Annotated in this window: 20 protein-coding genes; 5 read left to right on the top strand and 15 right to left on the bottom strand. The window is 30.8% G+C overall.

The window, feature by feature from the left end:
- Positions 1-44: 44 nt before the first annotated feature.
- The 13 genes from B3L86_RS12870 to B3L86_RS12810 form a co-directional block, all read right to left on the bottom strand.
- A complete protein-coding gene (locus B3L86_RS12870; protein WP_291119938.1) occupies positions 45-707 on the bottom strand; it encodes a DUF6565 domain-containing protein in 663 nt (220 codons plus the stop codon).
- A 19-nt stretch (positions 708-726) separates the two neighbouring features.
- Positions 727-1068, bottom strand: coding sequence for a hypothetical protein (locus B3L86_RS12865; RefSeq protein ID WP_291119935.1), 342 nt, complete (start codon positions 1066-1068; stop codon positions 727-729).
- A gap of 6 nt (positions 1069-1074) precedes the next feature.
- Positions 1075-1461, bottom strand: coding sequence for a hypothetical protein (locus B3L86_RS12860; protein ID WP_291119932.1), 387 nt, complete (start codon positions 1459-1461; stop codon positions 1075-1077).
- A gap of 8 nt (positions 1462-1469) precedes the next feature.
- A complete protein-coding gene (locus tag B3L86_RS12855; RefSeq protein WP_291119929.1) occupies positions 1470-1739 on the bottom strand; it encodes a YtxH domain-containing protein in 270 nt (89 codons plus the stop codon).
- A gap of 20 nt (positions 1740-1759) precedes the next feature.
- Positions 1760-1912 (bottom strand): lmo0937 family membrane protein, encoded by a 153-nt coding sequence (locus tag B3L86_RS12850; protein WP_291119926.1) that lies wholly within the window; start codon positions 1910-1912, stop codon positions 1760-1762.
- A 24-nt stretch (positions 1913-1936) separates the two neighbouring features.
- Positions 1937-2578, bottom strand: coding sequence for a porin family protein (locus B3L86_RS12845; protein ID WP_291119923.1), 642 nt, complete (start codon positions 2576-2578; stop codon positions 1937-1939).
- A 10-nt stretch (positions 2579-2588) separates the two neighbouring features.
- Positions 2589-3122 carry a hypothetical protein gene (locus B3L86_RS12840; RefSeq protein ID WP_291119913.1) on the bottom strand — a complete coding sequence of 178 codons (534 nt, stop codon included), beginning with the start codon at positions 3120-3122 and terminating at the stop codon, positions 2589-2591.
- Positions 3123-3307: 185 nt separating this feature from the next.
- A complete protein-coding gene (locus tag B3L86_RS12835; protein ID WP_291119910.1) occupies positions 3308-4303 on the bottom strand; it encodes a YihY/virulence factor BrkB family protein in 996 nt (331 codons plus the stop codon).
- An 11-nt stretch (positions 4304-4314) separates the two neighbouring features.
- Complete coding sequence (locus B3L86_RS12830; RefSeq protein ID WP_291119907.1) at positions 4315-6087, bottom strand: sensor histidine kinase; 1773 nt, start codon at positions 6085-6087, stop codon at positions 4315-4317.
- Positions 6088-6090: 3 nt separating this feature from the next.
- Positions 6091-6537, bottom strand: coding sequence for a response regulator (locus B3L86_RS12825; RefSeq protein ID WP_291119904.1), 447 nt, complete (start codon positions 6535-6537; stop codon positions 6091-6093).
- 7 nt (positions 6538-6544) lie between these two features.
- Complete coding sequence (locus B3L86_RS12820; RefSeq protein ID WP_291119901.1) at positions 6545-7102, bottom strand: helix-turn-helix domain-containing protein; 558 nt, start codon at positions 7100-7102, stop codon at positions 6545-6547.
- A 68-nt stretch (positions 7103-7170) separates the two neighbouring features.
- A complete protein-coding gene (locus B3L86_RS12815; protein WP_291119899.1) occupies positions 7171-8310 on the bottom strand; it encodes an AI-2E family transporter in 1140 nt (379 codons plus the stop codon).
- A 61-nt stretch (positions 8311-8371) separates the two neighbouring features.
- Positions 8372-8557: a CsbD family protein gene (locus B3L86_RS12810; RefSeq protein ID WP_291119896.1), complete on the bottom strand. Its 186-nt coding sequence runs from the start codon at positions 8555-8557 to the stop codon at positions 8372-8374.
- Positions 8558-8715: 158 nt separating this feature from the next.
- On the opposite strand from B3L86_RS12810, the gene pyrF reads away from it, so the two are divergent.
- The 4 genes from pyrF to B3L86_RS12790 all read left to right on the top strand — a co-directional run bounded on the left by pyrF (position 8716) and on the right by B3L86_RS12790 (position 12051).
- Positions 8716-9531, top strand: a complete 816-nt coding sequence (gene pyrF, locus B3L86_RS12805) for an orotidine-5'-phosphate decarboxylase (RefSeq protein ID WP_291119893.1) — start codon at positions 8716-8718, stop codon at positions 9529-9531.
- Between the two features lie 78 nt (positions 9532-9609).
- Positions 9610-10416, top strand: coding sequence for a DUF2490 domain-containing protein (locus tag B3L86_RS12800; protein WP_291119890.1), 807 nt, complete (start codon positions 9610-9612; stop codon positions 10414-10416).
- 11 nt (positions 10417-10427) lie between these two features.
- Positions 10428-11228 carry an MORN repeat-containing protein gene (locus tag B3L86_RS12795; RefSeq protein WP_291119887.1) on the top strand — a complete coding sequence of 267 codons (801 nt, stop codon included), beginning with the start codon at positions 10428-10430 and terminating at the stop codon, positions 11226-11228.
- Positions 11229-11250: 22 nt separating this feature from the next.
- A complete protein-coding gene (locus B3L86_RS12790; protein WP_414655135.1) occupies positions 11251-12051 on the top strand; it encodes an ABC transporter substrate-binding protein in 801 nt (266 codons plus the stop codon).
- Here B3L86_RS12790 and B3L86_RS12785 read toward each other — a convergent pair.
- On the bottom strand, positions 12046-12201 hold the full coding sequence (locus B3L86_RS12785) for a hypothetical protein (protein WP_291119883.1): 156 nt from the start codon (positions 12199-12201) through the stop codon (positions 12046-12048). The genes B3L86_RS12790 and B3L86_RS12785 overlap by 6 nt on opposite strands.
- A gap of 116 nt (positions 12202-12317) precedes the next feature.
- Between B3L86_RS12785 and B3L86_RS12780 the strand changes: the two genes are divergently transcribed.
- A complete protein-coding gene (locus B3L86_RS12780; RefSeq protein WP_291119880.1) occupies positions 12318-13103 on the top strand; it encodes an alpha/beta fold hydrolase in 786 nt (261 codons plus the stop codon).
- A gap of 187 nt (positions 13104-13290) precedes the next feature.
- Here B3L86_RS12780 and B3L86_RS12775 read toward each other — a convergent pair whose 3' ends face one another.
- On the bottom strand, positions 13291-14001 hold the full coding sequence (locus tag B3L86_RS12775; protein WP_291119874.1) for a DUF4197 domain-containing protein: 711 nt from the start codon (positions 13999-14001) through the stop codon (positions 13291-13293).
- Positions 14002-14257: the final 256 nt, after the last annotated feature.

Below are 14257 nucleotides of genomic sequence, written 5' to 3'. Positions count from 1 at the left end.
CTCTAGTTGTGAGACGGCTTCTTTTCATTCAAAATAGGTGTAGGTTATTGTTTTGCTTCGGCGTTTTCTTCAGCTTTTGCTCCCATTCTATTTAGGGTATACATTGGTGCAAATTTAACTTTTAGACCTGCAATTTTCATATTATCAGATGAAGTTAAACCTTCTTTTTCAACGGTATTTTTTCGAGTACCCAATGCTTCATAAAGCATTTTGATTTCATCCCAATCTTCTCTTGAATACTTATCCTTATTATCTGCAACGGTATTTACAAAAGTATCAAACGTGTTCAAAATGTTATCTTTGTTAACCCAGCTAAAGTCCATATCGTTACCAATTTCTCTACCATTAAAAAGTGAACTTCTCAATTTTGCTTTAGCATTCTGAGCTTCCATAGTTTGTCTTATGGCAAGATAGTTCATTTTGTATTCTTCATATTTTTTTGAAGATTCATCAACTTTATTATCCCATTCCATTCTATCTTCTACATTTTCCAATGCAGTTTCTGCTTGTATTTTTTTATCAATATAAGTGTTTTCAACAGATTCCCAGCTTTCTGACATGTTTTCAGCAGCAACACCGCTAAGCGAGTCAACATAGCTTGTAAAATTGTTTACGGCTTTGTCAGCTTGTGTTTTCTTTTCATCAGTACACGAGCCAAATGTGACAGCAACTATTGCAGCTACAAAAAGGATTTTTAAATTTTTCATTTTTTTAAATTTTTTGTTATTATTCGGTTTGAGTTTTTGTATTTTTCTTTGTTAAATAACTGGTCACGAAAAACTGTAAAACATTTCCAATTATTTTTTTTATTGAACTATCTGATTTTCCAATGACCACTTTTTTTGAGACATAGCCGCCAATAATACTTAGTATTGTGGACATCAGATTTTCTTTATTTACAAAAGTTTGATAGAATCCATTTAAACCTTGTTGTACAATATTTGTTGGAGACATACTGTTTTTAACAGCATGAAACTGTTGTTTTAGTTCAACCAATTCTTGATTGTGTTGCAAGGTTAATTCTGCAATTCTCTGATCTAATAATTCGGTTTGATTTAACTTTTTCATAGTTGTCTATTTTGAATTATTGATTTGAGTTTCTAGATTTTTTTGGTATCGTTTCTTCATCAATTTTCCCACAACTAAATTATCAATCGGAATTTTTATTAATGATTTTCTGAAAATAAAAACTACTATTCCCAAAACAACATAAAAACCCGAAATGATAAAAAAACCTAATGCAATGTCCTCTAGCATATTTCCGATAAGCAGAGCAATTCCGATATTAACAAATAAGGTAAATATAGCCACAATGAAAGCTAAAGAAGCAATAACAGCAAGTGATGAAATTACATCAGATGATTTGTCTATAGCATTCAATTTAATAAGTTCAACACTTGTTCTTGAATACTGTTCTGCTTTATCATAAAGTTTTTCAATATTTGTGGCTATATTTTCCATAGGTGTTCTTATTTGTTTAACTCGCGATTAAATTTTTCCAGATTTGCTTTTCCCTCATCCACAAATTCTCCTGCTTTAGAAGAAATATTGTGGTATTGATCTTCAACTGAACTTAAAAAATCATTAAAACTATCTTTTACATTGTTTTTAAGTTCATTACTTTTTTGGGCAATTTTTTTTCTGGTATTTACACCTTTATCCGGTGCAAACAATACACCTAAAATTGCTCCAGCGGCTAAACCGCCTAAAACTCCTAATACTACATTTCCTGATTTCATAATAATTATATTTAAATGGTTTATATTTTACTTCCTTTTATTAGTCTAAATAAAATTGCAATGACTGCAATGACTAATAATATGTGAATAATTGACCCTATGCTGTAGACAAAAAATCCCAGAGCCCAAAGTATCACTAATATTACTGCGATGGTATATAACAAGTTTGACATAATGACTGTTTTTAAGGTTACTAATTAAAATTTAATTGCTGCATAAATACTTAAGTTACTGTTTTTAGCATCCGGGAATGTGTAAGTTGAGCCCAAAAAATCCCTCTCTTTTCCAACAGTTGCTAAACCATAATTGTATCTGGCTCCAATTCCGAATGAGTCAAAATCAAATCCAATTCCGGCAGATAATCCATAATCAAATTTGTTAAAATCATCATTGTTAAGATTGTCTTCAAAGTCAAAATTTCCGCTAGATGATTCATTACTAATTTTTGCATCAATTAAATAGGCAAAATAAGGTCCGGCATGAATATTTAAATTATTAGTCAAGTTGACTTTCAATAAAACAGGCACTTCAATATAATTTAATCTGAATTTACCGGTACCTTGAGCAAAAGCATTGTTATACACCAACTCAGCTCCTTTTGTTGTGTATAAAAACTCAGGTTGAATGGAAAACATTTCAGTTAAAGGCAGCGATATAAATATACCTGCATTAAAACCTGTTAGTACATTGTTGTCATCAACATCGTCAGTATAGAGATTGGAGAAGTTTACCCCTCCTTTGAAACCAAAACTTGCTCCTGAAGTTGAAGAATCGTTTGTTTGAGCATTTGAAGTTGCAAATGCTGAACTTAATAAAATAATAAAAGCTAATTTTTTCATGGTTTAATTTTTAGTAGGTTTGTTGTAGATTTATTTTTCGAGATTTAATTATTTCATTAATTTCATTTATATTTTTTTTTAATTCGTCAATCTTAAGTTGATAGTAATCATTCATTTGAGAGTTGCGATTTAATTTTCTCGTTACTTCTAATTCTCTTTTTTGATTTTTAATATATTCTAAAAAAAATTCCAATTGATTTTCTGAAATGGTCTTTATTATGTTTTGTTTTTGAAATACAGTATCAGAAAGAATAATTAAATTGTTTTGGGCTACAGATTTTAAAATAGAATCTATTTGATTGTGATTTTTTTGTTGCTTTACTAAAAGTTCCACAATCATACTGTCGTTACTTTTTTCAATTAATTCATTTCTTACTACTGCAACTCTTAGACTTATATTATTTATGTTACTAATGTTTTTTAAGTCTATCTTACTATCACTTTTATTAGTATTTTTCTTTTCGGTACAATCTGTAGTAAAGAATAATGCAAAAATTGCAATAAGCATTGTTTTAAAAATTCGTTTTGTAACGGTTTGGTTCATTTGTTAGTTTAATTTAACATTACAAAGTTGCAAAAAACAAGTATTTACTTCCTTACAAGATATTTTAGATTTGTTATAGAATTACCACTTTCCTTAATTTTAGCATGTTATCATTAATTTTTAGCAAAAAAAAAATCTCATTATTACATGAGATTTTTTAGTTTTTAGATGGTAATTATATTTAATTAAGTTTTTATATTTTCAATAGCGATTTTATCTTCTTTTTTAAGTTCTTTTATTTCATTATCTGCTGATTGAATTGTTTCAGCTTCTGTGGTTACAGCTATATATTGAACAATTTCTGCATATTTAGAAGGTCGGATTGGTTCAGCAAATTTTATGGCATAACATTTAGCAAATGTTGCTCCTAAGTATAAAATAACAGAGGAATAATATACCCAAACCATTAAAACTACAATTGATCCTGCAGCACCGTAAACATCACCAATATTTGAATTTGAGATATAAAATGTAATTAAAAATTTTCCAAACATAAACAAGATTGTAGTAGTAAAAGCGGCTACACGAACTTGTTTCCATGAAATCTCCGCATCAGGGAGAATTGTAAAAATGGCTCCAAAAAGCAACGATGTAACTAGAAAAGTCACTAAAATATTTGAAAAATAAATAAATTCCAGGTTGATTTGAGGGTAAGTTTGAGTAAGTTGAAGGCTAATTCCGTCTAGCACTGTAGAAAAACCAAGGGCTACTAACATTATAAAACCCAAGCTTCCAATCACACCAAATGATAATAATCTAGCTTTGATAAATAGCCAAATTCCCGATCTCTTTTTTGGTCTTAAACTCCAAATTGTATTTATGGAATCTTGAATTTCTGCAAAAACGGATGTTGCAGCAAAAATTAAAGTTCCAATTCCGACAATAGCGGCAATGGTGCTGTTTGGTGATAATGCCAAATTTTGAATCATCGATTGAATTTGTGTTGCTGCTGATGGTCCAAGAAAATCTTTCATTTGAGAATAAATAGCCCCTTCAAGTGCCTCTCTTCCCAAAAAAACATCACAAATGAATAGAATAACCAGCAGGAGTGGTGCTAGTGCAAATACTGTTATATAGGCCAATGAGGCACTCATTTTTAGTATTTTGTACTCAGAGAAGCCATTAATTGTATCTTTAACAACTTCATAAAAAGATTTAGTATAGGTTTTGATTGGAGGCATTTGTACTGGTTTTAGAATTCTGTTGGCAAATAAACGGTGATAAGAGCACCTTCATCAGGTTGTCCATTGGCACAGATAAAACCGTAATGATTTTTGACGATTTTTTTGCAAATTGCTAGACCAACTCCAGTTCCTGGATAACTGTCTTTGGCATGAAGACGATTAAAAAGTTGGAATATTTTTTTAGAATCATCCGGTTGAAAGCCAATTCCGTTATCCAAAAAAGAAATTTTATGATAAATTCTATTGGAGTTGTCGTCAATTTGATCATCTTCTTTAGCTTTTACCTTTTCATAAGTTACTGTTATGACAGGATCTGTATTTAATTTTTTATACTTAATAGAATTGTTAATTAAGTTGATAAACAATTGTCGCAGTTGAAAGGGGATTCCATCAATAGTGGGCATTTCTTCAAAATCAACAGAGGCATTGGTTTCTTCAATCAATTGCGATAATTCTTGAACAGCCGCAGATGCAGTCTCATTTAAGTTAACTTCCTCAAAACTGTTTTCGGTTTTGTTAGTTCTTGAATATTGCAATAAATCGTCAATCAAAACCCGCATTCTTGTTGCAGCAACTACAATTCGATCTAAATATTCTTTACCTAAAGGTGAAAGATTATCTTTTTCCTTTTCATCAATTCTTGAAATAAAGGTTTGAATTTTTCTCAAGGGTTCCTGTAAATCGTGACTTGCTGCATAGTTGAATTCGGTTAATTCTTTATTGCTTCGTTCTAAGTCAGTATTTTTGTGTCTTAGTATTTCCTCTTTTTGAACATCTGAAGTTATGTCTTGTGTTGTTCCAATTATGATTTTTTCATCAAAACGGTTTATGAATAATTTTCCAACTGAACGCAAATGTCTTATTTCATCATCATTTCTTATAATTTTATAATTAATGGTAGGTAAACTTTCTTTGGTTAGAATATCTTCCATTGCTTTAGAAACCATATCAATATCATCAGGATGAACAAATTTTAAGAAACTATCTTGTGTAGCTTCAAATTCTTGCGGTTTTAATCCGTGCATCAGAAATTGGTTATCAGAATATTGCACTTCTTTTTTTTCTAAATTCCAAAACCAACTGCTATAGTTACCCAAGATTTCTGCTTGACGTAAAGATTCTTGCGAAACTCTTAGTCGAGAATTGGAAAGTTGAATTTTATTGAAATCGCTATTTATTTTCAAATAAGCTAAAATTATAAATAGCAGCGTGATGAAAATTACTAATAGAGTATAAATTGGAGTATAAGAAACATTGTCTTGAAAATTAAATTCTCTTTCTTTTAAGATACTGTTTTCCAGAGAAGTCATTTCATCCACTTTACTTCTGATATCATCCATTACTTTTTTGCCATTGGCTTCATAATATTTTTTATAAAGATCTTTATCTTCATAACTTTTATTAAAGTAAGTATATCTCAAAACAATTAGATGGTAAAGTTCCTTGAGTTTTTTTTGTTGTGATTGATTGTCTTCCGTTAATTTTTTTAGGTTAAAAAAAGAATTGTTTACTTTTTCTCTGGAATTTGTGTAAGAATCTAAAAAAGAAGTATCGCCATAAAGCAAATAACCTCTATAGCCAGTTTCTGCATCTTTTATATAGGAAATAATTCGTTCCAATTCAAGTTGCACTTCATAAGAATGAATTACTAATGCTCTTGATTTGTTGAGATTTATAATGTGTTTATATGAAATTGAAGCGGTAAACAATATAACTGCTAACGAAATAACAAAGGCTATTCGTAGTAATAAAGTTGATTTGTGTAAACTGTTTGATGTCATGTGTTATAGTCGCAGCAGAAAATTTTCTTTGTTTAAACCGGAAGTGTGGTATTGCCAATTTAGTGTGACAACTTCACTAATTATTTTTTTTAAAGTAGCAAAATCACTTGGTTTTTTTATGTAAATATTGGCACCATTTACAAAAGTGTTTTCAATATCTTCCTCTGAAGAAGATGTGGAATAAATGGCAATAGCGATAGAATCAAATTTTTTATTTTTTTTAATTTCTAATAAACATTCAAAACCATTTTTTCTGGGCATATTTAAATCCAAAAAAATAATGTTTGGTAATTTTGAATTTTCAGTATTCAAAAAATTCATTAATTCTTCACCATCACAATAGGTATTTACGATGGTATTAATTTTTAATTCATCAAAAGCATCTTTAAAAAAAAGGCGGTCATCTACATCATCATCGGCAAGGGCTATCGATATATATTCTTTTTGCATAAATGGTTTAATTGTTTAATGTTTTATTTTTTCGTTTGGATATAATCCGATGAAAAGCAGATGGGGTAATTCCGGTACAGTTTTTAAATTGAGTACTCAAATGAGCTACACTGGAATAATTGAGTTTGTAGGCAATTTCGGTTAAAGATAATTGGTCATTTATAATTAGTTGTTTGGCAATTTCAATTTTCTGAATAATGATAAAATTTTCAACCGATGTATAGGTAACTTCAGAAAATAAGTTGGATAGATAACCATAACTGTGATTTAATTTTTCAGTCAAATAAACTGAACTTTTTACTGACAGAGGCTCTTCACTTGACACCATCTCAATTATTGTATCTTTTATTTTTTGAACTAATATATTTTTTTGATTTTCAAGAACTTCAATTCCAATTTCATTTAATAATGCTACTATTGCGTCAAATTTTTCAGAAGGAACATCTTCATGAAATTCAATTTCTCCAAATCCTACAACAGAAAAATTCAAACCAAAAGGACTAAGTTTTTCTTCAATTATTTTCTTAGTAAAAACAGGATAGTCAAATTTTAAAATTGCTTTCATTAAAAGGTAATTTATTCAGTAAATGTAACTAATTCTTTTTTAAAAGTGTACTTTAAAGTGCAACTAAACTAGAATTTTATATACCTTTTTATTTGTTTTTCTGCCCTTATTTTTTTCCAAATTTTCAATCGAACTCTGGCATTACTTCTCAAATGTTCATCAAGAGGTTCACCAATCAAAAACCCATAGTGTTTTAATTCTGGAGTAGCATCAAAAATAACTTTTAAACTAGCAATTACCGGTAAGGCAACAATCATTCCAGCTGTTCCCCAAAGCATTGAAAATAAGATGATAGACAAAATAGCTACAAATACATTGATGCTCACTTTTGAACCCGTAATTTTTGGAGTGATAAAATTTCCTTCAATAAATTGAATAAAAGCAAAAATAGCAATAACACCAACCGGATACCACAAAGAGTCTTTTGTAGCTAAAGCAACTAAAGCGGGAAGTAAAGATCCAATAATAATGCCGATGTAGGGAATTAGTAATAATAAAGCAGCCAAAAAACCGAAGAAAATGGCATTGTCAATTCCGAGTAGCAAAAGACCAATAGAATTTAGAATACCAACAATACCCATAACTAAAAATAGCCCTATCAAGTAGTTTTGTTGTACTTCATATAGCTTACTTAAAATTGCTTTTGCTTTTAAAGTATTACCATCTTTTGAAAAAGCTCGATAAATAAAACTCTTAAAAAATTTACGGTATATTAATAAAAAAAACATGTATAGTGGTATCAATACTACATCAGCAAAAAAACTGCCTGATAATGATAAAAAATTTATAACACTAGAAAAATTGTCTTTTAAAGTATCACCAAGATTGATCTTTTTTAAAGACAATTCATTTTTACTAATACCTAGATATTTTTCAAAATTTCCGGCAAGTGTGTTGTAAACCTCACTTAATTTTATGGCATACAGCTGACCTTTTTCCAATATATCAGAAAGTTGAAAACCTATAAAGGTAATTATGGCAAACACCAAAAGCGAAAGAAGAAAAACAGCAGAAGCAGCAGAAATTATTCTGTTGAAATGTAGTTTTCGTTCTAAAAAGTTTACGAAAGGAAATACTGAAACGCTTAAAATTATTGCAATAATTATAGGTACAACAACAGGTTTAAGCACATATAAAACAAAAACCAAACTTATAATGTAAATCAGGTTTATGCAATTGGAATTTTCTTTTTTTGCACCGGTTATCATACAAAAAGTATTGGTTAGGTTAAAAAAAGAGGAATCGAAAAAATTCCTCTTTTAATTTTTTTTAAAGTTTATCGATTAAATCTTTAACTTCTTCTTTTGATTTACCTACTCGTTGTTGAATTCTCCCATAAAGTTCGTCTTCTTTTCCCTCAACATAGAGTAAATCATCATCTGTTAAATCAGCATATTTTTGTTTTAATTTACCTTTTAACTCATTCCATTTTCCTTTTAATTCGCTAGTGTCCATGATAATTTGTTTTTTTTAATTAATACTACTTTTACTTTTACAAAGTTATTACAAGAGCAATTGTAGCACGTTATATAATTTTTTAAGATTGTTATATGATTCTACAAAAAGTGTAGAATCATCTTTGTAAATTTGCCAAACAACAAATAACTATCGTCTTGACAACAACACAACTTATTGAACAGATTCAACAAAAAAAATCATTTTTATGCATTGGTTTGGATGTTGATTTAACTAAAATTCCTTCTCATCTGCTTCAAACTGAAGATCCAATTTTTGAATTCAACAAAGCCATTATTGATGCTACTCATGATTTATGTGTTTCCTATAAACCCAATACCGCTTTTTATGAAGCTTACGGGTTAAAAGGTTGGCAATCGCTTCAAAAAACCATTGATTATATCAATCAAAACTTTCCTGAACTATTTACCATTGCCGACGCCAAACGAGGTGATATTGGCAACACATCCTCCATGTATGCCAAAGCTTTTTTGGAAGATTTGAATTTTGATTCCGTTACCGTTGCTCCTTATATGGGAAAAGATTCAGTAGAACCTTTCTTGGCATTTGAAAACAAACACACCATTTTGCTGGCATTAACTTCCAACGAAGGAGCTTTTGATTTTCAAACGAAGCTTTCCGGTGAAACAGAAATCTATAAACACGTTTTGGAAACTTCAAAAACTTGGAAAAACAGTCAAAATTTAATGTATGTAGTCGGAGCCACCAAAGCAGAATATTTTACGGAAATCAGAAAGATTGTTCCCGATAGTTTTCTTTTAGTTCCCGGAGTTGGAGCACAAGGTGGAAGTTTAAAAGAAGTTTGTAAATGTGGGTTAAATGCAAATATTGGCTTATTAATCAATTCGTCACGAGCCATTATTTATGCTTCTAAGGGAAGTGATTTTGCAGAAAAAGCCAGAGAGGAAGCGTTGAAATTACAAAAGGAGATGGAAGAAATTCTCAAAAATTAGCAGGAAATTAACGAGTTTAATTTTTTAATTTTTACTGAGAAACCTATTTTTGTTTTTCCTACCTAAAAAAACAAAGATTTGAAAAGTAAATTTTTATTCGTACTTCTACTTTTTCCCCTACTACATAATTACTCCCAAGAGAGTAAAGTTGTTTATCCGCACAGTGTATTTTGGCACAAAACCGAAATTAATGAGTTTTTCAACGAAAATTGGGGCGTTGGAGTTGATTATGTATATCGTAGTAAAAATGAATTAAATTCAGGAAGTATGTTCGATAGCCATCTTCGAACAAGCATACGACCTTGGGTGAACTATCAATTTACCAAAAATTCCCGACTTTCTGTTTCACCTATCGGATATATGTATACCAATGAATATATCGGGAAACCGGAAGATTTTGATCGACCTTCCTATCATGAATTAAGAACAACTTTTCAGTTTTTCCACCATTACAAACACGACAACGGAAAATGGATGCATACTTGGCGGTATCGATACGAATTGCGTTGGCAAGAACAAGCCAATGCAGAGGATTATCGTTTCTTCACTCGTTTTCGATTTCGGTATCGAATTAGATACATGATTAATTCCAATGATTTTTATGAAAATAAAACACTTTATGCAGCAGTCTCAAATGAAATTGGATTAAATATGGGCAAAAATGTGGTGCTAAATACTTTTAATCAAAATAGATTATATGTTGGTTTGGGTTATCGATTCTTAGATGTTGCCCGAGTTGAATTAAGATATGTTGATCGATTTCGAACTCGTGGAGCAACCGGATTCGAGTTTGACCACGGAAGAGGATTTATGGTTGGATTGTATATCGATCAGTTAAGTGGTCTTTGGAAATCAGATGAGCAACAAGTAAGATACTCCGATTAAAAGAAAATAGTATGACTAAAAAAGTAAATTATATAGCAATTCTAGGCAGCATCTTTTTAACGGGGATTTGTTTCTATTTTGTGTATAACTCTAAAATGGAGAAACAAACTAGGGAATTAGAAAAGTGGAAAGAAAGTCACACTGAAAAAACAGATTCTTTAGCATTTTTTAAAAAATATTTTCAGGCCACACATTTATATTTGGAAGGATTTGAAGAAGAAGCCAATGCAATGTTTGAAGCAATTCCGTTCTCAGATTCACTCTTTTCGAATACCTTGGATTTGTTGCAAAATAGAATGAACAACGTTTCCTCAAAAATTGTTTTGAGTCAAAAAGAAAGGATAGTACATGATACTATAATTGCCTTTGATGAAGACACGGCCAAGGATTTAGTAAAAACAAAAAGCGACTTAGAAGTGGCTAAATTGAAGTTGAATGAACTTCAAATGGCAAGTGGCATTTTAAATCTAACAAGCTCAAAGGGTAAAAAATTTCAATACATAGGACAAACCAAAAATGGTGTTGCAGAAGGTTTTGGTGTTGGGATTTTTGAAACTGGAAGTATTTATAAAGGATACTGGCAAAACAATCTCCGCCATGGAAATGGAATTTTTACATGGAAAGACAACGAGCAATACGAAGGAGAATTTGTTGCCGATAAAAGAGAAGGTTATGGCATATACCAATGGAAGAACGGTGAAGTATATAAAGGCTATTGGAAAAATGATAAACGAAACGGCGAAGGAAAACTTTATACAAAAAGTAATAAATTGAAGAAAGAAGGAATTTGGGAAAATGATGTACTGAAATAATTAGTTCTCAAAAATCACAACAATAGTGTCAAAAAAATTTACAGACCAACTTGGGAATCAACATACATTTGAAACCACTCCCAAACGAATTGTTTCTCTTGTGCCTTCTCAAACGGAACTTTTATATGATTTAGGTTTAGAAGATGCCATTGTGGGCATCACAAAATTTTGTGTTCATCCACCTCATTTTAAGTCAACCAAGCAAATTGTTGGCGGAACAAAAACAATCAAATATGAAAAAATACTTGCTTTAAAACCCGATATTGTTATTTGTAACAAAGAAGAAAACACCAAAGAAATTGTTGATGAATTGAGCCAAATATGTCCGGTTTGGGTAACCAATATCGTTACTGTTGAAGATAATTTTCAAATGATTTCAGATTTCGGAATGCTATGCAACAAAAGAATTGAAGCCCAAAAATGGATCGATAAAATCAATTTTGCTTACCTCGATTTTCAAAAATATATCAAAGAGAAACCCATTAGAAAAGTAGCTTATTTTATATGGGCAAATCCATACATGGTAGCCGGTAAAGATACTTTTATTAATGAAATGTTACGATTGAATCACTTTCAAAATATATATGAATCAAAAGGGAGATATCCTGAGATTGAATTGGAAAAAATCAGGCAAGAAGGTGATCCTGAATTGGTATTGTTGTCTTCAGAACCATATCCGTTTAAAGACCAACACGCTTTTGAAATTGGGCGATGTACACACCACGCCAAAACCATTTTTGTAGATGGGGAAATGTTCTCTTGGTACGGAAGCCGAATTTTAAAAGCTTTTGATTATTTCAAGAAGATACACGAAAAGTTATAGTTCCACTTCTTCCAGAATAAGCGTTTCTTGGTTTTCTGTTTGAGCTTCTTCCTGCTTTTCAGCAATAGGTTGTTTTTTCTTTTTCAGAAAAGCATTGAATTCTTCTTTTATAAAAATCAAATCTTTGTTTTCTTTAAATACGCCTTTCATTGGGGTGAAATTTTATTTTAGCAAAGGTACATTATTGAAACATTAAATTTTCATTATGAATTGTTAAGATTGCAATTGTTGATAAAAAGACTATTTTTGTTGAAAATCCAAAATTAGTGATTGCTTATACCATTTATAACAATGATTCCAGCACAGAATGGGTCACTTTTGTTCACGGAGCAGGAGGGAGTTCATCCATTTGGTTCAAACAAATTAGAGAATTTCAAAAACATTTCAATGTGTTGCTATTGGATTTGAGGGGGCATGGAGATTCAAAACCGACTTTATCTGCTGGTTTTCAAAAAAAGTATACTTTTCAATCCATTGCACAAGATGTTTTTGAAGTTATTGATCATTTAAAAATTGAGGCATCACATTTTGTGGGAATTTCATTGGGAACAATAGTTATCAGACAATTAGCAGAAATGCATCCCACTAGAGTAAAATCGATGATTATGGGTGGAGCCATTTTAAAAATGAATTTCCGTTCGCAGATTCTTATGAAATTAGGAAACATTTTCAAATACGTTTTACCGTATTTAGTGCTGTATCGATTTTTTGCTTTCGTTATAATGCCAAAGAAAAACCACAAACAATCACGTTTACTTTTCATTAATGAAGCCAAAAAATTATATCAAAAAGAATTTATAAAATGGTTTAAGCTTACTGCCGAAATCAATCCGGTTTTGCGGTGGTTTCGTCAAGTAGAAATTAATATTCCAACCTTATATGTTATGGGAGAAGAAGATTATATGTTTTTACCGTCGGTTCGTCAAGTAGTTGAAAAACATTATAAAACAGCAGAATTATTTGTGATAGAAAACTGCGGACACGTAGTAAATGTAGAGCAACCGCTTCACTTCAATACGGCAGTCATTACATTCGTTCAGTCTAAAGCATAAAAAAAAGTCAGTGGTCTCAAACACTGACTTTCTTTTTACTAACTAACTCTAACCAAACAAACCTTAAATTTATATTGCAAATATCGGCAGAATTTTCAATTCTTTGTGTTAAGCATTTGTTATATATATGTTATTGATAATTAAAATTTTAGCATGAAGTGAAAACCCATTACCCATTACCATCACCCTACTTACCATCCTGCATCGCAAAAACCCTTTTCAACAAATCAGAACTTCTGGCATTCAAATTCGTACGAATCTCTTTTTCCTCCACAGCAATCATTTTAAAAACGCCTTCCATGGCTTTGTTGGTAGTATAATCGGTTAAATCAGGATTAACTTTTGTAACCAAAGGAATAGCATTGTATTTTGTAATAATGTTGGACCAAACTTGATCAGCACCAACTTTTGAAAACGAATTTTTAATCACCGGATTAAATTTAGAATACAACGCATTGGAGGTGGTGTTCTGTAAATAAGAAGTTGCAGCAGTTTGATTACCCATCAAAATATTTTTGGCATCATTAAAAGACATTTGTCTCACAGCATCAACAAAAATTGGTGTAGCTTCTTTTACGGCATCTTCTGCAGCACGATTCAATACTTTTAAACCTTCATCTGCTAAACTTGACAAACCCATTGAACGTAATCTCGAATCGACTACTTTCAATTCGTCCGGCAATAAAATTTTTACCGCTTCATTTTTAAAAAAACCATCCACTTTGGTTAACGTAGAAACTTGTTTGTCAATACCATTGTTTAACGCTTCTTTTAGTCCGTTTGAAATATCAGCATTACCTAACATTCCACCGGTTTGAGGAAATTGATTGGCAATTTGTTGCATCTCGGCACAACTGAAAAAAGAAAAGGCACACAAAAATAAAATAGTTTTTTTCATAATAGTAGAATAAATTTAATGGTTCAAAAGTAAACAAATAGCATGCCTTTTTTGTTTCTGTTGGTTAAAAGTTTAAGGTTTCAAGTTTCAGGTTGAAGCGTCAATTTTCAGTTTCCAAAAGCTTTGTGCCTTTCAATCTTTGTGGCAAAAAAATATTCTTTCAAGTTTAGAGTCCTTATATTTCAAAATCCGTGTTCAAAAATCCAACTTGAAACAAAAAAAACATATTATTTTTTATTAATTCCGTAAATTGCAC

Source organism: Flavobacterium sp. UBA6135 (genome assembly GCF_002428305.1).
In the GTDB taxonomy this organism is placed as follows: domain Bacteria; phylum Bacteroidota; class Bacteroidia; order Flavobacteriales; family Flavobacteriaceae; genus Flavobacterium.
The sequence above is the reverse complement of the archived record's forward strand: the minus strand, read 5'-3'. Positions and strand labels throughout refer to the sequence as shown.

Excerpts from the sequence above, each read along its gene's own strand:
- B3L86_RS12850 (WP_291119926.1), bottom strand. The coding sequence starts at position 1,912 with ATGTCAAACTTGTTATATACCATCGCAGTAATATTAGTGATACTTTGG.
- B3L86_RS12835 (WP_291119910.1), bottom strand. The coding sequence starts at position 4,303 with ATGCCTCCAATCAAAACCTATACTAAATCTTTTTATGAAGTTGTTAAA.
- B3L86_RS12855 (WP_291119929.1), bottom strand. The coding sequence starts at position 1,739 with ATGAAATCAGGAAATGTAGTATTAGGAGTTTTAGGCGGTTTAGCCGCT.
- B3L86_RS12825 (WP_291119904.1), bottom strand. The coding sequence starts at position 6,537 with ATGCAAAAAGAATATATATCGATAGCCCTTGCCGATGATGATGTAGAT.
- B3L86_RS12775 (WP_291119874.1), bottom strand. The coding sequence starts at position 14,001 with ATGAAAAAAACTATTTTATTTTTGTGTGCCTTTTCTTTTTTCAGTTGT.
- B3L86_RS12845 (WP_291119923.1), bottom strand. The coding sequence starts at position 2,578 with ATGAAAAAATTAGCTTTTATTATTTTATTAAGTTCAGCATTTGCAACT.
- B3L86_RS12785 (WP_291119883.1), bottom strand. The coding sequence starts at position 12,201 with ATGAAAGGCGTATTTAAAGAAAACAAAGATTTGATTTTTATAAAAGAA.
- B3L86_RS12830 (WP_291119907.1), bottom strand. The coding sequence starts at position 6,087 with ATGACATCAAACAGTTTACACAAATCAACTTTATTACTACGAATAGCC.
- B3L86_RS12865 (WP_291119935.1), bottom strand. The coding sequence starts at position 1,068 with ATGAAAAAGTTAAATCAAACCGAATTATTAGATCAGAGAATTGCAGAA.
- B3L86_RS12810 (WP_291119896.1), bottom strand. The coding sequence starts at position 8,557 with ATGGACACTAGCGAATTAAAAGGAAAATGGAATGAGTTAAAAGGTAAA.
- B3L86_RS12840 (WP_291119913.1), bottom strand. The coding sequence starts at position 3,122 with ATGAACCAAACCGTTACAAAACGAATTTTTAAAACAATGCTTATTGCA.
- B3L86_RS12815 (WP_291119899.1), bottom strand. The coding sequence starts at position 8,310 with ATGATAACCGGTGCAAAAAAAGAAAATTCCAATTGCATAAACCTGATT.
- B3L86_RS12820 (WP_291119901.1), bottom strand. The coding sequence starts at position 7,102 with ATGAAAGCAATTTTAAAATTTGACTATCCTGTTTTTACTAAGAAAATA.
- B3L86_RS12795 (WP_291119887.1), top strand. The coding sequence starts at position 10,428 with ATGACTAAAAAAGTAAATTATATAGCAATTCTAGGCAGCATCTTTTTA.
- B3L86_RS12870 (WP_291119938.1), bottom strand. The coding sequence starts at position 707 with ATGAAAAATTTAAAAATCCTTTTTGTAGCTGCAATAGTTGCTGTCACA.
- B3L86_RS12860 (WP_291119932.1), bottom strand. The coding sequence starts at position 1,461 with ATGGAAAATATAGCCACAAATATTGAAAAACTTTATGATAAAGCAGAA.